Raw genomic sequence first — 17,575 nt, forward strand, 5'->3', positions numbered from 1 at the left:
CATTACAAACTCTTCAGCAATTTCTTCGTTTCTAAAAAAAAAGAGTCTTTATAGACCTGACTCGGCTGCGGGTGCGACTGCATATCGGAACGGAGAGATTCCAATAACATGTTCTGTTCCTTCTGTTTCCAATTGTCTGTTTCACCCTGCTGTATTCCTTTAAAATCCGCAAAAAATTCACTTAACACTTGTAAATCTTTGCCCAGCTCCCTTTTGTCACTCGAAGATAAGTCTCCTTCTTTTTCCCATTCTTTTAACGTTTTCACGACATTGGATATATACTCATATCCAGCATTCATCTTTTGCATCTCTGTTTGATATCTTGCAAGAGTGATTTTATGTTTTTTTCTGATGGGGTTGAATTTCAAGCTCTCAGAGGCTGTTTGCAGCATCTCTTTTGCCGTATGCAGCTCCTGCAGAAGGTTATTCACTTTATCTTCCATGAGCTTCCCTTTTCCTTGTCCCCACTCTGATTGAACCCATTGGGAAAGGTCTGAAAGTGTGTCAGAAAGCTGATGAGCCAATGTTTGAAAAGAGTCCGCTGCCCTTTTTGTATAGTCCGGCGGGAAAAGGAACATATGAACCAGAATCGCAATGACGACGCCGATCACCGTATCGATGATCCGATCCATTGCATAATCTTTAGAGTGTCGTTCAAACGTAAATACCAATAAAATGGTGAGGGCTACCTGATGCAGAACCGTTTCATCTATTCGTAACCACTTTGCAACGTACGTCCCGCCTAATAGTAACAGCCCCAGCATCCAGCCATTCATTTGTAAGTAACTGACAAGATAAGAGGTTAACATGATTCCGATGACCGTTCCCGCAATCCGATGAAAAGAAAATCGAACCGACTGATCTATGGTGGATTGCAAACATAATATAACGGACAAAGGCGCTAAATACGGGTGTTTAGAACCCGCCAGCTTTGCCGCTTCCCAAGAAACCGCGGAGGCAATCGCCATCTTCCAAACCAAGGATGTTTTATTTTGATTTTTTTTACTTTTCTTCATCACACGCCCCCTCCTTTTCCGAAACCTTTTCCACTAGGTTTCCGTTGCGCAAAGGGATTTATACTGATATATGGGAAATGCGAAAAGAGTTTGCTTTCTACCCTCCTTGATAACTTCGCATCAGATATGAACTCTACTCTCCTATGACTTTCGAAGGGAAACATACAAACCTCGTTGGTTAATGTGATGAAATTGGGTGAATTTTTTATCATTTTATATGGTAAGGGTTTAAGAAGCAGAATGCCTTTGTTAGTATGGCAACCAAAGGAGGAGGATCAATTATGCAATACAGAATGAAGCTAACCGTAGTGAAGCTGGCAGCCTTGGTATTCCTAGTAGGTGCCTTTGCCCTCCCGGTTTTACCCCATGCTGCGGCTAGCGATTACTTCTCTTATTATAAAAAATGCTACTCTCTCTAGTTAACTTTACCAAAACTATGTTGACATGTTTTGCTGATGTTGTTTTCATTTAACATCTCTCTTTTTGTAATAATAAAAACAGGACGTTTCAAAGACCCTTTGTCTTTGAAACGCCCTGCTACTTAATCAAATATATAATATGTGTTTATTTTACTTAACGATACAGACTTGCTAAATCAGTGGCCTATTCATCTTATATACATTTGATTTACCCTACAACTATCAATAAAAATATTGATAAATTATCTTCTAGAGATGTAATTTTATGATTTGTTCTTGTAAAGGCGCTTTTTAAATAACTCGGATCGATAAAGAGTCCCATGTAACTTACCAACTAACGAGAAGCTCTCATATTCCCGTTTGTGTGATGTTGTATGTGTTAAATATGGAAAATTTCATTATTCACAGCCATTTAATGGTGATAACAGCTTAAATATTTCAAAGAAAATAGAATAATATTTGAAAAAGGAATGATTAATTCAACTCATTCCTTTTTCTTCAAATAGATCGTATATAGCACTAGCTAATCTCTTACTGAATTCGGGCGGAACTGCATTCCCAATCATTTCATAATTTTGAACCATACTACCAATAAATTCAAAATCGTCATCAAAGGTTTGTAGTCTAGCTGCTTCCCTAACGGTAATTGACCTGGACTGAATAGGGTCTGGGTGAATATGTCTAAGTCCATCTTTTTTCAAATGAGCTGGTATTGTATTACTAGGCTGATCCCACCTTAGCACGTAATATTTATGAATATTTGAAGTTTTACCTGTTTTTTCAGTATAAAGCTTTTTTAGATTTTCAGTCGATAGGTATTTATTATTTCCTTTATTAATATCTTCTGCCAATATCCTGAATATATCCATATCTCTTCTATTATGGTATCTTGGATAATGCCCATTATAATTCGATTCAGGTGGGACATGTGAATATTTCCGACGTCCTAATTTATAGTCTTCTGGTGAAGGTACTAACTTAGGAAGCTTTCCTATTGCATCACGAACTGTATAAATTTTTCCAGATTTATATCTAGTTAGAATTTCGTTGTAAAAGAACTGAAGTGTTTTTTGATTTTCTGTCTTATTCCCACCAAAATATCTTCTATTTAAACCAATTAGTATTACCCTTTTCCTTTTTTGTGGAACACCAAATTGAGTTAAATCGAGTAAAGCTTGACCTTTAATATCGTCAATAATGTCAAAGCCATATTCATTGAATCCTCGCTTTATTTTATCAACTATATTTTCACCATCTGGAGCTGCCGACAACATACCTTCAACATTTTCAAAGACAATCAATTTAGGGTTGTAGACTTTAACAACTTTTAAGTAACTTTCGAAAAGATAGTTCCTGTAATCATTTGTCATACCATCTTTATCTTGGATCCTACCTGCAACTGAATATGCTTGACAAGGAGGGCCACCAACAATTAAATCTATTTTCCTATTATTCACTATAGAGTCTAGACCAACATGCGATCCATAAACCTCATCATCTTTCCATCCCTTTATTAATTCTTCTGTTCGTTGAATGTCAAAATGAAGAACTCTTTTTTCAGCATCCTCATAATTATATGTCTTTTTTAATCTATTTATTAGAGTATCACAGGCATATTTTTGCCATTCAACACTAGCAACTGTGTAGTAATGCTTCGTTTTTTCAAAGCCGTCTAAGAGTCCTCCACAACCAACAAATAACTCTAACGTATTTAGTTTAGTCATAATATCACCTTTATATATTCAATTCCAAGTTCAATTGTTCTAAGTCTTTAACTTTTCTACGCCCGCTTTTCACATCATCAAAATGTCGAAGTATGGCTTTGGCCAAATTGAGGGATAAAAGAGGTGGTACTGCATTTCCTACCTGTCTATTTTGTTGAGTTCTAGTGCCTATAAAGACAAAATCATCCCTAAAGGATTGTAACCTTGCATTTTCTCTAACTGTTGGCACTCTATTATACTTGTAGTGAAAGTGATTTCTGTGGCCAGTATCAATTGTTCGTGAAGGCTTTTTACTGTGATATCGAGTCCAAGCTTCATTGAACTTTCTGCTATCACCAATACCAGGAGGTAAATCCTTATGATTGCCACCCTCAGGAACGTGACTTATAACCCATTTAACATGTTCCGTATGATTTGTAGCAACATGATTATGAAGCTTTTTACTGTTTTGTCTCATGAATTCTTGATATAGCGATTGAGGTTTCTTTTCATAGTTATCAACCTCTTCTCCAAATTCTTCATCTCTACTTGGTAAATCACTGATCGCTTCACTACAGGTTACATATCTTTCTGGTGTATGAGTTGGTTCTGGAAATTCAAAAGATCCATATCCCTTTTCTATTCCCACAAAAAACATTCTTTTTCTCATCTGTGGTACGCCGTAATCAGCTGCTAATAAAGGTTTAGGTGAAACTGACACATTATATCCCATATCTTCAAAGGTATTTATTATTTGCTGCTTAACAGTACCATTATATAATGTTGCAATCCCTGGTACATTTTCAATCAAAAATGCTTTAGGTTTAAATCTCCTTACAGCTTTAACGACTGCTAAGTAAAGGGTGTTTCGTGTATCGTTTATATCTCGTGATCCTGTTAATGAAAATCCTTGACAGGGTGGCCCTCCGATAACAATGTCAACTTTTTGGTCCCCAATTTTATCAGCAATTTCTTGTATAGCCTCATCTTTGGAAAGATCCGCCAATAAAACATCTGACGATTCATGATTATATTTAAAGGTTTTTAACGCCGCTTCTTCAAAATCAACACCAAGCATGACATTATAACCAGCATCTAGAAACCCCTGTGATAAACCTCCACAACCACAAAATAGATCTAGTACATTTAATTGTTTTTCACTCATAGATCTATCCTCCATTCTACGAACGTATATTCCCTTTTATTTTAAATTTTTTTTATTATATATGCAATAGCCAAAGCTTATAATAACACTTTTCGACATCATTTTGACACTAATAAATGAAAAAGAGGTTGTTAATCTTTTCCACCTGGAATTTGAGTAATACTTTTATTCCATCAAACAGATTTACAGCAACTTCATAAAATTCTTCAGGATTTTCGAATTTAACTTCATTCTATCCCGGCTCTTCACTCCAAAGATCTCATTGCAATATTGATTCATCTAACTTTAGGTTGAACTTCTGCATCCTATCACCTCTCTTATACTATCTTTTCAATCCAACTATAACAATGGGATAGAGTTGGAACATAAGAACCACATTTATATATATATTTAAAATGAGAGTTGAACGCGCATCAAAAAGACCGTAAGTTGTATACCAACTTACGGAATTTCCCTCTAATCTATAAATTTCCCATAAATGTGCTCTCTGTGGTATTTAATCATTTCTAAATTGGGCCATAGAGTCTTATCTTGTGGCAAAAGTAATTTTTTTCGATCAATTTCCTGTAAAATCTTATTCTCTTGCATCTTTTCATGCACCTGAATAGTGAAATCATCATTTATTGCAAAAAAACCACGATCAAACGCCCAATGAAGATCTAAGGAAAGTGAGAGTCCGTTAGTAGGATTATCTGATCCTCCATATTCTTTCCCTTTAATGTGAGCAGCTTGAACATTTACTGCATCTCCGTATACAATAGATTGCCCCGTAACAGCACATTTGAAATTGTACGCTTCCAACACTGCTTTACGGAAACGACGATCCCTTTTTATTTTCTTAAGAAGGGTTACAGTGCGATCTATACCATCCGTCTCCAAACTTTTCTTTAATAGTTCAGCTAATGCTTCCGGAGACAATATTGTTGGGAGCTCCACACCCAGTCTCTCATCTATCACCTCTCCATCATCTAATGGGCTGGATTCTAAACTTGGCAACTCAGTCCCCTCAAACATTTCCGTGAATGTAACGCCTTTGGAAATAAGCTCTAATGATGGAATCAAAGCAGATAAACTTCTTCCTACTTTATATTTTTTGATCAAATCCATGATTTCATTATAATTTGGACTTTCAGGTTGAATACACCCAACTATATAGTCCTCACTTGAATCAGGGGATTCAATCATTAGAATAATATCATCAGGATCTAAATTCTTGATGTAACCAGAATACATGCGATATTCATTTCGGCCATTAGGTTTTGATTCAACAATTTTACTGTTATGGTAATCATAATTAAAATTATGAACCTCCTCGCTATTACTTTCTTTAACAGTAAATTTCTTTTTCGGATTTAGTTCAGATGTGGTTAATTCTCCGAAAAAATCTTTGGCAACTTGTTGAGCTATTAATGCAAAAGAACCTGCCCTTTCACCATTGGGACGAATACCCAATTCATTAGATTGTAGTACTTTTCCAAAAACTAACCCGCTCTCTTTCATTTTTAGCTTTTCATATTTATCTTTCACATTTTGATACACCTTTTGTCTAGCACTTGGTGTTAGAAGGTGACCCTTTTTTTCTAAAAGTCCAATTAATTTGCTTGGATTCATAATTTCCTTCAACATCAAATGACTATCAGTAAGGTCCTCTTCTTTTTCAAGATCAATCTCAAGAACCTTTGATAGTTGGTTCTCTGAAATATTATAAAAACCTGTAATTTCAGTTATTAATAGCAAGCTTTCTTTGACAGATACCATATAAAGCGCCTCCTCATATCATTAAACATATTAAAAAAAATTAAAACAGCTGTTAATTAAGATTATACACATTAAAGCTGTTTTATTTCAATATTTTTTATAAATTATTATGTTTTTTGTTGCTCAATCCAGTTTTATTTGTTTAACTATACAACTAAGAGGCTTTTTTAAAAAAACACCAATATTTATTCAATTGATGTTAAAATGAAAAAAAATCCTTTAGACTAAAATCTTTTCAAAACGGAATTAGGGATGGGGTAATAACTTATGATGATGGAAATAGAAAAACTAACAGATGAAAAATTAATAGAGGCGTATGGATTCGTAATAAACCAATTAAAAAAAAGAAAAATAATTAGAAGCAAAAACTTCTTAGGTGACCTTGGTGAATATTATGCTATTAATTACTACAGCAGGACTGTAGGACTACCTAAGTTACAATTTGCTCCTGTTGGTACTCAAAACATTGATGCTATTAGTATTAATGGGGAGAGGTATAGTATTAAGTCAACAACTGGCAAGACAACTGGTGTTTTTTATGGCTTAAATGAACCGAATTCAATTATGCCTGAGCCACCAAGGTTTGAGTATGTAATAATTGTAATAATCAATGAAAACTATCTGTTGGATAAAATCATTGAATTGAATTGGGGTCAGTTTTTAAAATACAGAAAGTGGCATAGTAGAGTTAGAGCCTGGAACCTGTCTATAACCCAGAAGCTAATAAATGATGCAAAAATAATTTATTTAAGACCATAAAAAGGGAGAAACTGAGTACCCCCCTTTTTTAAAAATTATTTAAGAGTCCAACTTTGAGGTGAGGTACTCACTACTAAATCTGGACAAACCTCAAGATTAATGTCATATTCAATTCTCTCTATACCATTTAGGACACCCTCTTGAAAAATGCTCGAGGTTAGCTTAGGAAAATTTTCATTTACATTATACATTCGTTCATCAACAACCCTATATCGATACTGGGCGTACTCTTCTCTTAATTCATGGAAATACCCTGCTTGAATTAACTTACTTTCAAACTGGTTAATCAACACTGGATCATTCCTTAAAATTTCATTTATTCTTTCTACAAGAGTAGGTAATGAATTAGACGCCGTTTGTTCCCTTCTTAGACGAAGGCTGTAAAAAAATAATTGATCACTCCCTGGTGGGTCTAACTGATCTAATCCATTTATTTTATGAATATGACCTCTAATTGAAGGAGTTGTCTTAACTTCAACCGAATAAGATTCATTTTCAAAATCATGTATTGATCCAGAAGGGCCAGACCATAGGTCAATCATATTAACCCCTTTTGGTAATAACCAGAATAGTAGGAACCACATCTCTCCAAACAAACCTTTAATTTGTTCTTCAGTGAGTATTCTTCTTTGTCCACCAGACCAGAATTGTCTCCATTTACTCAGAGTTCTAACTACAGACTCGTTAGGAGACAACCCTGTATGGAGTAACTCTATTATATCTGATATAACTAAATTAAATGTTTTGTTTGCATCTTTATAATTGCAAGTTACATCTAGATAGAGAGACTCAGGAAAATCTTCAACAACTAAGCGACGATTGTGTACTGATATACCTCGGCTTCTTTGGTCAGTAAAAGATTCGTTTTGATAGGTTATTGGCACTAGTATATGTCGCAACATATTATGATCTACCCCAATTAATACATCAATTTCAGTACTTAGTCTTTGGAATTGCGGGGTTGTATTTACAATATTTTTCCAACTAACCTCTGTGACATCTACTCTCATTATATTTCAGCTCCCACAGTACCCACTACATATTCTACAGTTGCCGCTGTAGTAGAGTTAGGGAAAATTAATGCAACACCAATAATATGTTCGCCTTCTTCCGCATTACTGAAAATTGCCTCTCTATTTAGATTACTTCCTTTCAGATCATCATGTTCGTCTACTAATGAATACTTGCTAATTGGATATATTAGTAGCACACCTTCTTGGTTTGAACGAATGTGTCTAAGTGCTTCATTCTTAGTAACATTCAATTCTCTTTTAATGATATCAGCTTGTGCTATTTCATCTTGTGTCAATCCAATTTCATGGTCTTGATTTGAGACAATTGCACCAAGAGAATCGAAACCGATTAACTTTGATCTTTTAATTAAATTGATGGCATCCATTCCACTTATATTTAAATCAACTCTATCCATTTCTGGATCTAAAGTGTTTCTTCCAAGGACCCCTACTGTCCAATTAGTTAATTCTCCGCATTCATTTTGTCTAATAATATACTCTTTTAACATATCTGCTCTGACAATAGTAGCTTTAGGATCAGTCTTATAATTTTCTAGGAATTCAATGATAGAGCTTGAATCAACGTTAGACCATAACGGTTTATTGGAATTATCCATAACATGAGGCGTTCCTAATGAAGATAAAAACCCTCTTGTAATTTCAATATTTTCGAACAACCATTCAGAATCAGCAAACGGGAATGTTATTGTTTGAACCAATTTATTTTTAAAAGAAGCATTAACCACTTGTGAAGATCTACTTTTCAAGCGACTAGTAACTAACATTGCTGGATGCTGACGTATTCTAACCCCAACTTGTAAGGGTGTTAAACCTTCATTTTCATAACGGGAAATATCTCGGTGTAAGTCAGCTTCTATTATTGATAAGTCACGGAACCACCTAGCTAATTGACGAGTAGTATAAATTCTAGTTAAATCAAAATAGCCTTCTCTAAACCCGAACCATCTACCCATTTGCATTAATGTATCGAAAGAGTACTGTTGGCTATTTCGTACAAAGTAACTTATTAGAAGCCCTTCTAACGTAAGCCCCCTTGACAAGCGGTTTCCTCCTATAACAATTGCTTTAAGGCTAGGCTCGACTTCGTAATTAACCTCATCATTAGAATTACCGTGAAGTTCTTTTACAGTGACTTGTTCTAAGAATGTAGAAATCTCATCAAATATTTCGTCAAATGAAAAATCGTAATCAATATTAATTGATCTTGTAAGCGGTCTGAATTCACTATCCCATCTTCCAGATAATTCTTGAGCGAAAGGGTTTTCATCCCTGTTATATCTCCATTCATCTCTCATATTATCAAGATAAGCCCGCACTAATTCAGCTAATCTTTCCTGTATTTGTGTCCTATAACTAGTATGAATTAGCATTGAGGTAGGTTGATCCCCTTGGCCTCTTTTCAATCTAGCTGCACCGGTAAGAATAAAATCAATTATTGCCTGTTTTAATGTCTCTGCTAAATTAGGTTGAAATGTTTCGACTTCTCTTCTGCTTGCAGGCACTAGCTGAGAAACATCCCTTCTAGGTACATTACGAATAATATTTATTCCGTCGGTATTGTTTTCTAAAGAGCCAAAAATCTCTTCAGCACCATAATACCCATGTGGGCGAGGAAGTGCCATTATAAAAGAATGAGGGTATAAATCTCTACCTGCTATCGCATCCTGAGCCTCGTGATCAATTAGTACATTTGCAAAAGGAGTTGCTGTATATGCAATATATGCTTTTTTACTGAATAAATTTAACAGTTGTCGAATAAGTTCGTTTATTGTACTTGGGTTCTCATCTACATCAATTTGTTCCTCAGGATCCCAGTCGTGTGGTCTATTACCTCCTGTATTAACTGATGCTTGATCTGCTTCATCGTCAATAATTAAACAAGGTAAATTGCGTTTTGTAGAATCTTGAGAACCTTCTAACCACTCGATTAACCTTCTTAATACAGGTCCATTCTTTTTTATTACTACTAAGACAGGGTTACTCCCATTTAATGCAGTATAACTGGCATTTCCTGGGTTAAATTCACCGTTTATTAGATCTGCTTTTGTGAAAGTATGCCAAAGTTTATCTGGCCTCGGATAACCTACACCAACCGTTTGACCGCTGATTAATCCAACTAGTTCTTTATCAAGTCTAACTTGTGTTTGATATCGAAGAGAGTTGTGTATACCTGCCAGAACAATAATAAGTCTATAACCAGTATCAGCTGCTTTTGCTATTAAAGACGAATAATTTGCTGTTTTTCCACTTTGTACAAAACCTACACCTAAAGCCCTTGTGTTAAATTCGTCTCTTTCAATTGGATTTTCCATGGCCCCCAGGATCCTATCAGTAGATCTATCTATTGATCTTACAGTAGCTAGTGGCCAATTTTTTTGATCTATTAAATAATTCCTAAGTCTCGGCCAGTAATACCACTCTGCTCTATCAACCCTAGACAACCATTCCACATGATCTCTTTGCCTATCCTCAACCATTTGTACATCCCGAACATCCATTACATCCTCTGATTGTAACTCCGTCAAAACCCGCAGCTTATATTCCTCTGGAATTGAAGAGCTGCTCACTGCTTCTTCATTTGAACAATTAAGTGCATCTTTAATGCTTTTCGCTATTCTGACATAGGAAAATAACAACAATGACATTCACCCCTATATAGTAAATAAGTCTTTATAACTATTTCTACACAAGGGTTAGTAATACCTCCCAAATATAGGAATTGATATATGCAGGGTGTAGCTAGCTAGAGCTTTTTTAAAAGAACTGTTGGTAATACAAGCTAATATTATTTAATAACTAGAGTTATGCACACGAAAAAAACATTTTAGGTTTTATGTATAAGAGAAATTTGATCACAAAATAGAAAAAGAAGATTATAAATAACTTTTAACATAAATAAGAATCTACCAACTAGTTTTTCTTCTGGAATAATTGTAAAATCAAATAAGTATCTCTTGATCAAAAATATCCCTTACAAACTCGTGAATGGAAGTTCTTTATTCATTATTATTAAATTGTAAAGTCCCACTCACTTATGATAAGGCTCCCCACGATTAATCCGAAACGCCCGATAAATCTGCTCCACTAAAATCAGCCGCATGAGCTGATGAGGAAATGTCATCTTAGAGAATGACAGTTTGTCGTCTGCGCGCTTCATGACAGTGTCGCTTAGGCCGAGTGAGCCGCCGATGACGAAGGTGATTTTGCTTTTTCCATAAGTCGCCAGCTTATCTATTGTATCGGCCAGTTCTTCGGATGTTTTCATTTTTCCTTCGATGGCGAGGGCGATGACGTGGGTGTCCGGGCTGATTTTGGCCAGGATGCGTTCGCCTTCTTTGTCTTTGACGATTTTCATGTCTTGGTCGCTCAGGTTTTCCGGAGCTTTTTCGTCCGGGAGTTCGATGATGTCGATTTTTGCGTAGGCTGAGAGTCGTTTTTTGTATTCTTCAATGCCTTGCTTGAGGTATTTTTCTTTTAGCTTTCCAATGGTCACAATATTGATATTCACAGGTCATCCCCACTTTAGAAACAAGTTATTCATATATGTTGTCCACAATTGTGGATATCTTTTCTGTATTTTGTGTAGGATCATTCGTTCCCTACTAGATATGTAGCAGTGTCCCCACATAATTCACAGGCTGTGGATAAACTGTTAGTATGTTCGATTTTTCTGATTTCGGGCGGAAGCTCATGATCATCTATGTACATGTCCAGCACGGTTTCAATATGTTCTTCACAAGAATAATAAGCAGTTTTCATTGTTACATCCTCCGGTTTTCTTTTGCGCGCGGCAATTGTTCTCTTCTCAATATAACCTATTTATACACATGTTAGTAGTGCTTCGGGCTGAGTTTTATCCACAATTCGGCAAATCACGCGCAAAAAGAGCCGGCGTTTGCAGCATCCGGCTCTTTACGTGTTTTCTCTTTTTTCTAAGCGAAGGACGAACAGAATTCCTAATAGACACGCCAGCAGCGTACAGCATACGTCAATCCAGTCCGGCTTTCCGCCGTTTAAAAAAGAGTTGGTTATCACGGAAACCAGGAGAATGGTGACGGTTACCGCGGTAAGCTTTTTCTTCATCGGCTTCCCTCCTTCACCTGACTGTCTTCTGCTCTTACGGTGCAAATTCCTCTATTTCTATGTTCGGTCGGCTTTCTTCTTGCTATATAGCCTAATTATGAGGGTCACAACGATATATACAATCATCATCAATGTTCCGCTGCTCACATCAGGGTATCCAATTAACATATTCATCATCACAAAAACAATGGTTATACATATTATGGACAACAATAAGAAAATACTGAATGATTTCAGATAAACACCTTCTTTCTTGCAGTAACATTTCATTATAAAAAGCTTACCAAAAGCGGCAAGCTCTTCCGAAATATTTATACTCTTCAAAACCCACCCATCACCTGCACATCATACAGCTTGAGATGGCTTTTCGGCGTGATGATGTCTTTCAGGCTGGGGATGGTCCGGTCGTTCAGTTTTTTGCCCGTTTTCAGGTCGAAGGATTCAATTTTGGCGGGCTTTTTGTAGCTGTATGTGAACAGATACAGCTTTCCGTTTTGATGCGTCAGGTCTTTGAAGTCGGCTTTCATTCGTGATGCAGGGAGGGTGAAGGCCTTTTTGCTTTTTCCGGTCTCAGGGTTGATGCGGTAGACGGTACCGAAGCCGTCAACGAAATAGAAGCTGCGCTGCTCCATGAAAAAGCTTTTTTTGAAGCTGAACGGCATGGAGTCATAGATAGTCTGTTCGTCATTTTTATAAGCGGCGATGTCATATGTTTTGATCGCGCCGCTCTTTCTCATAACTTTCACCATTTGATAGATGCGGTCTGCTTTTTCCCCTCTGGTGACAAAGCAGACGGCGATGTCGTCCGCGGCGAGCTGGGATTCGACAGACGTGCCTTCTTTATACGTCCATGTCGCAATTGATTTTGTATGGAGCTTTTCTTTATCAGCCTGAATGTCTTGTATGTGATAGCCTTTTTCGTCATCTGTCGGCGTGAGTGCGAAAAGATGATCTTTAAAAAAGCCTGAGGCGCGGATATAGTGCGGGATGACGTCTTGCTTCCACCTGCCGTCAATCTGGCGGTACAGCTCTGAGCGGTAGCTGCCGCCGCTCTTGTCGTAGCCCGAATTGTACAGCGTGTAAAAGCCTTTCGTCCGTTCGATATACCCCGCGCTGTCTCCCGTATGCTGATACGTTCTTTTATATGTGTGAAGACCATTTTGAACGGTGTAGATTCCTTTTTTGTCCTCCAGCAGCACGCTGCCGTCATGCACTTTGGCCGATCCGAGCTCAAGCCCCTTCATTTGATAAGAAGAGAGCCGCCCCTTTTGATCGGCGAAGAGGGCATAGCTTTTTCCGCCGCCGAACATGTCTTGGTCAGCCGCAGTGGAGAAATACAGCAGCGCTTCTTTATCTTTCAGAAAATCAGGGTCATTTAATGTTTCCCTATCAACCTCCGCAGGCTCTACCGTGCGGAAATAGAAGAAGCATAAGACCGCTGCGGCAAGGATGATCACTAAGGGTATCCAGATGATTTTTTTCACGTTGTTCCCCTTAGTGAATGGTCAGAATCGTGGTCGTGTAAGACGAGCTTGTGATGTCGCGCGGATATACGCCTAAGCCGCCGTTAGAGTCGATATCAATCCCGGCTTTTAAAAGAAATGCCGACCACAGCAGTTTTGAGCAGTTTTTGGCGCCTTCATGGCCCGTATTTCTGTTATTGACGAAGTTGAAGGAGTACTCATCACCCACTCTTGATACAGCCCAGTCAGCGGCGGCTTGTTTTTGGGCATCAGTGACTTTCACGGTCTGGACGATTGAATTGTCTTCGACTTCTCTTCCGTTATAAGCAATCTGGCGGACGCCGTCTCCCGGCACGGATTCGACAATTTTATCAGCGGATGAATACATGCCGACATGCCCGTGGTTGTAATAAGCCGTGTATGAGTTCGTGTAATAAATATTGCCTTTTGTGCTTTTCGGAAGTTTTTTTGTGCCTGATGATCCGCCCATTGCAGAGAGCCCGTCTTTGGAAGCGATTACATTTCCTTGCACCTTATCTGCTGTGATTTCTTGATGAAACTGCTTGAGAATCGCTTCTGTTGAAACGTGCTTCTGCTGGGCAAGCTCTTTGGCGGATCGGAGAATGTCTTGCGGGGTCGTGCCCTGCTGAAGCTCTGCGATTTCTTTTGCGTAGCGGGCTGCTTCTGTTTCTTTCGCTTTCACATTCGTACCGGAGAACGACAGAACCATGGTGAACGACAGGGCAAACGGGAGGACGGCTTTGAAGAGCTTTTTACACATATTACTTCGCCTCTTTTCTCAAAGTATAATTTTTCCACATTTGCATTATATGACGGAATTGTGATAAAAAAATAGTCAATTTACAGATTTTTAAAAATTTTATAACAATAGTAAAATATATGCATAATCGCCTTATCAAATACATAACCATCGGGTCGTTGCGGTTTCCTCATTGGGGTTAGGGTGCAGTGCATGGGCATGCAGGAAGGGCTACGGCAGCCAGAGTGAGTCATGCCGTTCATCTCGGGGTGATCTATGTGGATTGAATTGAATGAAGAGCTTGTCGGAAAAGCACCTTTATGATCTGCATTGGCTGATCGGCGGGTGCCGATTGAAGAGACCGTCGGCGCCATGAAGGAGGACGGCTGATCAGAGGCGTCTCCCTGCCGTGAGCTCGGCAGAGGTTTTCTGCCTAAAGGCGGATCAGCTTAATGCCGATGAAACGCCGCGATTTTATTTAGCTATCAATACGGAGCCCGTCCAAAAACTTACCGCCATTGCCCGGGAAATGAATAACAAAAGAGGCCCATCGTGCGGGCCTCTTTTCATGACAGCTTTTTGCTCATAATCACATCGGTCTCCAGGAATCCCGTCTTCTCATACAGCTTCCGCGCCGTTTCGTTATGAGCGAACACATGGAGAGAAATCTTGCGGACACCCAGATCTTTGGCTTTGTCCTCCAGCCTTGCGAGTGCCTCTTTTGCATAGCCTTTGCCGCGGAAAGGCGGATGAAGGCCGAAATCATAAATAAATGCGTCGTGCTGCGGGTGGTCCGGATCTGCGTGCAGCCAAAGCCAGCCGGCATTTTCCTTACCGTCCAATGTCAGCGTCCATAAATAGTGATCGGCCGTTTCCAGGCCGTCAGGAAGCAGGTCTTCAAACGCCAGCTCCGCTAATTCCGGCGCTTCATCAGGCAGCCACGTTCCTGCTTTTATCTTTTCTTCAGCGTAATGCTTTGTTGAATGAGCGAGATAGGACTGAAATTCTTGTCCTGTCATCGGCTGCAGCGTGATAGCCATTGAATCACTCCTTACAAAACACAGACTGAAAGCGGTTCATGAAGTATTATCCGAAGGCTCCGTTTTCTGCCGGTTTTATGATTTGTTCGGCTTGTGCCGTTGAACCAGTTTGCGCAAATAATCCAATCGAAATGAGACTTGCCAAAACTGCTGAGAGTACAATGAATTTACATGTTTTCATTACGAATCCCCTCCGTCAATCTCAAAATTTGGTCATTGGCATCAATTGATTCCTGAAAATACTTCGCCGCCAGTTTGTAATTCTCCTGTTTTTTAAAATGCGCTGCGGCCTGATACGATAAATCGGAAACGTCACTCCACAGCTCTTTCCTTCTTAACTCGGCGAAAGCTGATTCAAGTGCTTCTTCACTGTGGTCAATAAATACATGCTGTAAGATGCGCAGCTTTTGGGTATATACGGGCTCGTTTTTGTCTTCTGCGGCATTCAGCGCTTTATGCAGCCAAAACCGGCCCTCATCCGTCTGTTCCTGCTTCAATAATACTCTGGCCAGCATGTACAGACTCCGCACCGAATACGCTGATCGCAAATGCTCCTTTTGATCGAGAGCCATTTCAAATTCGACTCGCGCCTCCTCCAATTTCTCCTGTCTTTCATAGCAAATGCCTGCGTTAAAGTGGGCGAGCGCTTCAATGTGCGGATCGCCCGCTTTGGCGGCTTGATGGACTGCCGTCTGCAGGAGCTCTTCAGCTTTCTGGTAGTGAAACAGGTCCATTCTGTTACAGCCGATCACCATTAAACACTGTGCTTCTCTGACCGCGTACATTTCGTTGGCTTTGTAGATCTCTAACGCTTTTTCCGCATGGTTCATCGCAAAGTAGTTTTGGCGGATTTCATAATAGGCAATCGCCACTTGATAATTAAATTCGGCTCTTTCAATCTCATTCGGTATGTGCCGGAGCCTGCTTTCAGCAATCCTGTAAAAATTAATGGCGTTCATGAACCGTTTTCGGTAAAACTCGTGCATTCCGGAAAAAAAGTAATAATAGTATTGAATCATCTGGTCTGTTTTTTCTTTATCGGCGGTCAGCTGGATCGTTTTTAAAATGCCGTCTGTTTTCTCATACTCTTCCATCAAAAGCTTATAGCGGGAATCAATTAAATTAAAATAAAGGAGCACCGTTTGATTTTGTGTCATATTTTGCAGATCTGTAAGCAGTTGTTCTCTTAACGCCTCAGCCGATTCGGTGTTGTGCTTTTTGATTTCTTCATACCAGTCACTGATTTTTTTCGCAACAGTTTCGTGGGCCATCACCTCAGCCATCTGTCAGGACACCTCCCTTTCCCATTTTGTGTAATAAATATATCATATTTACAGGGTCAAAAAGAGGGTGACAGCCCGCTAGTTTCCTCGTGGCAATAAAAAAACCTCCGCAGGTGCGGAGGCGCATATTTTATAATAGTTTTTTTCCCAACAAAGATTCCACCAGCTCAACCGCTGTTTTGCCGGTTTTGTTTTTGTGATCGAGGATCGGGTTGACTTCGACAAATTCAGCTGAGGTGATAAGGTCGGCATCATGCAGCATTTCCATTGCCAAATGGCTTTCACGGTAGCTGATGCCGCCGACGACAGGCGTCCCTACGCCGGGCGCGTCGCTCGGATCGAGGCCGTCGAGATCAAGGCTGAGGTGAACGCCGTCACAGTCTGACAGGTAGTCAATGGTTTCTTCAATGACCTTCGTCATGCCGAGGCGGTCAATCTCATGCATCGTATAAACCTTCATGCCTGTTTCCTTAATGTATTCACGCTCGCCTTCGTCGAGCGATCTCGCGCCGATGATGACGACGTTTTCCGGCTTGATTTTCGGAGCATAGCCGCCCAGATTCACCAATGTGTCGTGCCCGACGCCGAGGCTGACGGCCAGCGGCATTCCGTGAATATTGCCTGACGGCGATGTTTCCAGCGTATTTAGATCGCCGTGCGCATCGTACCAGATGACGCCGAGCTGTTTATAATGCTTGGCCGTTCCTGTCAGCGTTCCGATCGCGATGCTGTGATCGCCGCCCAAGACGAGAGGGAACCGCTCATTCTCAATGACGCTGTCCACCTTGTGGGCGAGCTGCTCGTTCCCCGAAAGCACAGAGTTCAGATTTTTCAGCTCTTCATCATTTTTGAGTTTTTCACGATTGACGGGGATGTCGCCTAAGTCTTCCACCGCATACCCCATGTCAGATAACCGTTCAATGAGATGCGCGTAGCGGATGGCGCTCGGGCCCATGTCCACTCCGCGTCGTGCTTGTCCTAAATCCATCGGCATTCCAATAACTGAGATATTCTTGTTCATCCGTTTTTCCACCTCAACATGTTGTATGTTGTCCTGTGCGGGTTTCTCAAAGATGACTTGGACACGAAAAG

Annotated in this window: 16 protein-coding genes; 1 reads left to right on the forward strand and 15 read right to left on the reverse strand. The window is 39.5% G+C overall.

All coding sequences use genetic code 11. The features are described from left to right. Positions 1-2 precede the first annotated feature (2 nt). The 4 genes from ABDB98_RS18840 to ABDB98_RS18855 all read right to left on the reverse strand — a co-directional run bounded on the left by ABDB98_RS18840 (position 3) and on the right by ABDB98_RS18855 (position 6,061). Positions 3-1,016: an FUSC family protein gene (locus ABDB98_RS18840; RefSeq protein WP_438420980.1), complete on the reverse strand. Its 1,014-nt coding sequence runs from the start codon at positions 1,014-1,016 to the stop codon at positions 3-5. An 898-nt stretch (positions 1,017-1,914) separates the two neighbouring features. Next, positions 1,915-3,159 (reverse strand): DNA cytosine methyltransferase, encoded by a 1,245-nt coding sequence (locus ABDB98_RS18845; protein WP_438420981.1) that lies wholly within the window; start codon positions 3,157-3,159, stop codon positions 1,915-1,917. A 10-nt stretch (positions 3,160-3,169) separates the two neighbouring features. Beyond that, positions 3,170-4,303 carry a DNA cytosine methyltransferase gene (locus tag ABDB98_RS18850; protein ID WP_438420982.1) on the reverse strand — a complete coding sequence of 378 codons (1,134 nt, stop codon included), beginning with the start codon at positions 4,301-4,303 and terminating at the stop codon, positions 3,170-3,172. Between the two features lie 456 nt (positions 4,304-4,759). After that, positions 4,760-6,061 (reverse strand): HNH endonuclease, encoded by a 1,302-nt coding sequence (locus ABDB98_RS18855; RefSeq protein ID WP_438420983.1) that lies wholly within the window; start codon positions 6,059-6,061, stop codon positions 4,760-4,762. 267 nt (positions 6,062-6,328) lie between these two features. On the opposite strand from ABDB98_RS18855, the gene ABDB98_RS18860 reads away from it, so the two are divergent. Beyond that, positions 6,329-6,820, forward strand: a complete 492-nt coding sequence (locus tag ABDB98_RS18860) for a hypothetical protein (RefSeq protein ID WP_438420984.1) — start codon at positions 6,329-6,331, stop codon at positions 6,818-6,820. A gap of 35 nt (positions 6,821-6,855) precedes the next feature. Here ABDB98_RS18860 and ABDB98_RS18865 read toward each other — a convergent pair whose 3' ends face one another. From ABDB98_RS18865 to rocF, 11 genes are all read right to left on the reverse strand, one after another. After that, positions 6,856-7,830: a PD-(D/E)XK motif protein gene (locus ABDB98_RS18865; RefSeq protein ID WP_438420985.1), complete on the reverse strand. Its 975-nt coding sequence runs from the start codon at positions 7,828-7,830 to the stop codon at positions 6,856-6,858. Continuing rightward, the gene (locus ABDB98_RS18870) at positions 7,830-10,493 is read right to left on the reverse strand and encodes a Z1 domain-containing protein (protein WP_438420986.1); all 2,664 of its coding nucleotides are present in this window, start codon (positions 10,491-10,493) and stop codon (positions 7,830-7,832) included. Before ABDB98_RS18870 ends, ABDB98_RS18865 begins: the two co-directional genes overlap by 1 nt. 389 nt (positions 10,494-10,882) lie before the next feature. Beyond that, on the reverse strand, positions 10,883-11,362 hold the full coding sequence (gene rlmH, locus ABDB98_RS18875) for a 23S rRNA (pseudouridine(1915)-N(3))-methyltransferase RlmH (RefSeq protein WP_088037193.1): 480 nt from the start codon (positions 11,360-11,362) through the stop codon (positions 10,883-10,885). Positions 11,363-11,442: 80 nt separating this feature from the next. Then, entirely contained in the window at positions 11,443-11,613 is a 171-nt protein-coding gene (locus ABDB98_RS18880; protein WP_004393147.1) for a CxxH/CxxC protein, read from the reverse strand. 153 nt (positions 11,614-11,766) lie between these two features. Further along, entirely contained in the window at positions 11,767-11,937 is a 171-nt protein-coding gene (locus ABDB98_RS18885) for a hypothetical protein (protein ID WP_438420987.1), read from the reverse strand. Between the two features lie 320 nt (positions 11,938-12,257). Continuing rightward, positions 12,258-13,421, reverse strand: coding sequence for a hypothetical protein (locus tag ABDB98_RS18890; protein WP_438420988.1), 1,164 nt, complete (start codon positions 13,419-13,421; stop codon positions 12,258-12,260). A 10-nt stretch (positions 13,422-13,431) separates the two neighbouring features. After that, the gene (locus tag ABDB98_RS18895) at positions 13,432-14,181 is read right to left on the reverse strand and encodes a hypothetical protein (RefSeq protein WP_438420989.1); all 750 of its coding nucleotides are present in this window, start codon (positions 14,179-14,181) and stop codon (positions 13,432-13,434) included. 545 nt (positions 14,182-14,726) lie between these two features. Next, complete coding sequence (locus tag ABDB98_RS18900; RefSeq protein ID WP_438420990.1) at positions 14,727-15,200, reverse strand: GNAT family N-acetyltransferase; 474 nt, start codon at positions 15,198-15,200, stop codon at positions 14,727-14,729. Positions 15,201-15,246: 46 nt separating this feature from the next. Continuing rightward, positions 15,247-15,381, reverse strand: a complete 135-nt coding sequence (locus tag ABDB98_RS18905; protein ID WP_438420991.1) for a hypothetical protein — start codon at positions 15,379-15,381, stop codon at positions 15,247-15,249. Continuing rightward, a complete protein-coding gene (locus ABDB98_RS18910; RefSeq protein WP_269774011.1) occupies positions 15,368-16,483 on the reverse strand; it encodes an aspartate phosphatase in 1,116 nt (371 codons plus the stop codon). The genes ABDB98_RS18905 and ABDB98_RS18910 overlap by 14 nt, the downstream gene beginning before the upstream one ends. A 130-nt stretch (positions 16,484-16,613) precedes the next feature. Beyond that, positions 16,614-17,504 carry an arginase gene (rocF, locus tag ABDB98_RS18915; protein WP_438420992.1) on the reverse strand — a complete coding sequence of 297 codons (891 nt, stop codon included), beginning with the start codon at positions 17,502-17,504 and terminating at the stop codon, positions 16,614-16,616. Positions 17,505-17,575 lie beyond the last annotated feature (71 nt).

Origin of the sequence: Bacillus siamensis, from assembly GCF_051628075.1 — a bacterium.
GTDB classification, from domain to species: domain Bacteria; phylum Bacillota; class Bacilli; order Bacillales; family Bacillaceae; genus Bacillus; species Bacillus siamensis.

Coding starts and splice junctions, on each gene's coding strand:
- rocF (WP_438420992.1), bottom strand. CDS start 17,504: ATGAACAAGAATATCTCAGTTATTGGAATGCCGATGGATTTAGGACAA.
- ABDB98_RS18905 (WP_438420991.1), bottom strand. CDS start 15,381: ATGAAAACATGTAAATTCATTGTACTCTCAGCAGTTTTGGCAAGTCTC.
- ABDB98_RS18865 (WP_438420985.1), bottom strand. CDS start 7,830: ATGAGAGTAGATGTCACAGAGGTTAGTTGGAAAAATATTGTAAATACA.
- ABDB98_RS18860 (WP_438420984.1), top strand. CDS start 6,329: ATGATGATGGAAATAGAAAAACTAACAGATGAAAAATTAATAGAGGCG.
- ABDB98_RS18880 (WP_004393147.1), bottom strand. CDS start 11,613: ATGAAAACTGCTTATTATTCTTGTGAAGAACATATTGAAACCGTGCTG.
- ABDB98_RS18840 (WP_438420980.1), bottom strand. CDS start 1,016: ATGAAGAAAAGTAAAAAAAATCAAAATAAAACATCCTTGGTTTGGAAG.
- ABDB98_RS18900 (WP_438420990.1), bottom strand. CDS start 15,200: ATGGCTATCACGCTGCAGCCGATGACAGGACAAGAATTTCAGTCCTAT.
- ABDB98_RS18845 (WP_438420981.1), bottom strand. CDS start 3,159: ATGACTAAACTAAATACGTTAGAGTTATTTGTTGGTTGTGGAGGACTC.
- ABDB98_RS18855 (WP_438420983.1), bottom strand. CDS start 6,061: ATGGTATCTGTCAAAGAAAGCTTGCTATTAATAACTGAAATTACAGGT.
- ABDB98_RS18850 (WP_438420982.1), bottom strand. CDS start 4,303: ATGAGTGAAAAACAATTAAATGTACTAGATCTATTTTGTGGTTGTGGA.
- ABDB98_RS18895 (WP_438420989.1), bottom strand. CDS start 14,181: ATGTGTAAAAAGCTCTTCAAAGCCGTCCTCCCGTTTGCCCTGTCGTTC.
- ABDB98_RS18885 (WP_438420987.1), bottom strand. CDS start 11,937: ATGAAGAAAAAGCTTACCGCGGTAACCGTCACCATTCTCCTGGTTTCC.
- ABDB98_RS18910 (WP_269774011.1), bottom strand. CDS start 16,483: ATGGCTGAGGTGATGGCCCACGAAACTGTTGCGAAAAAAATCAGTGAC.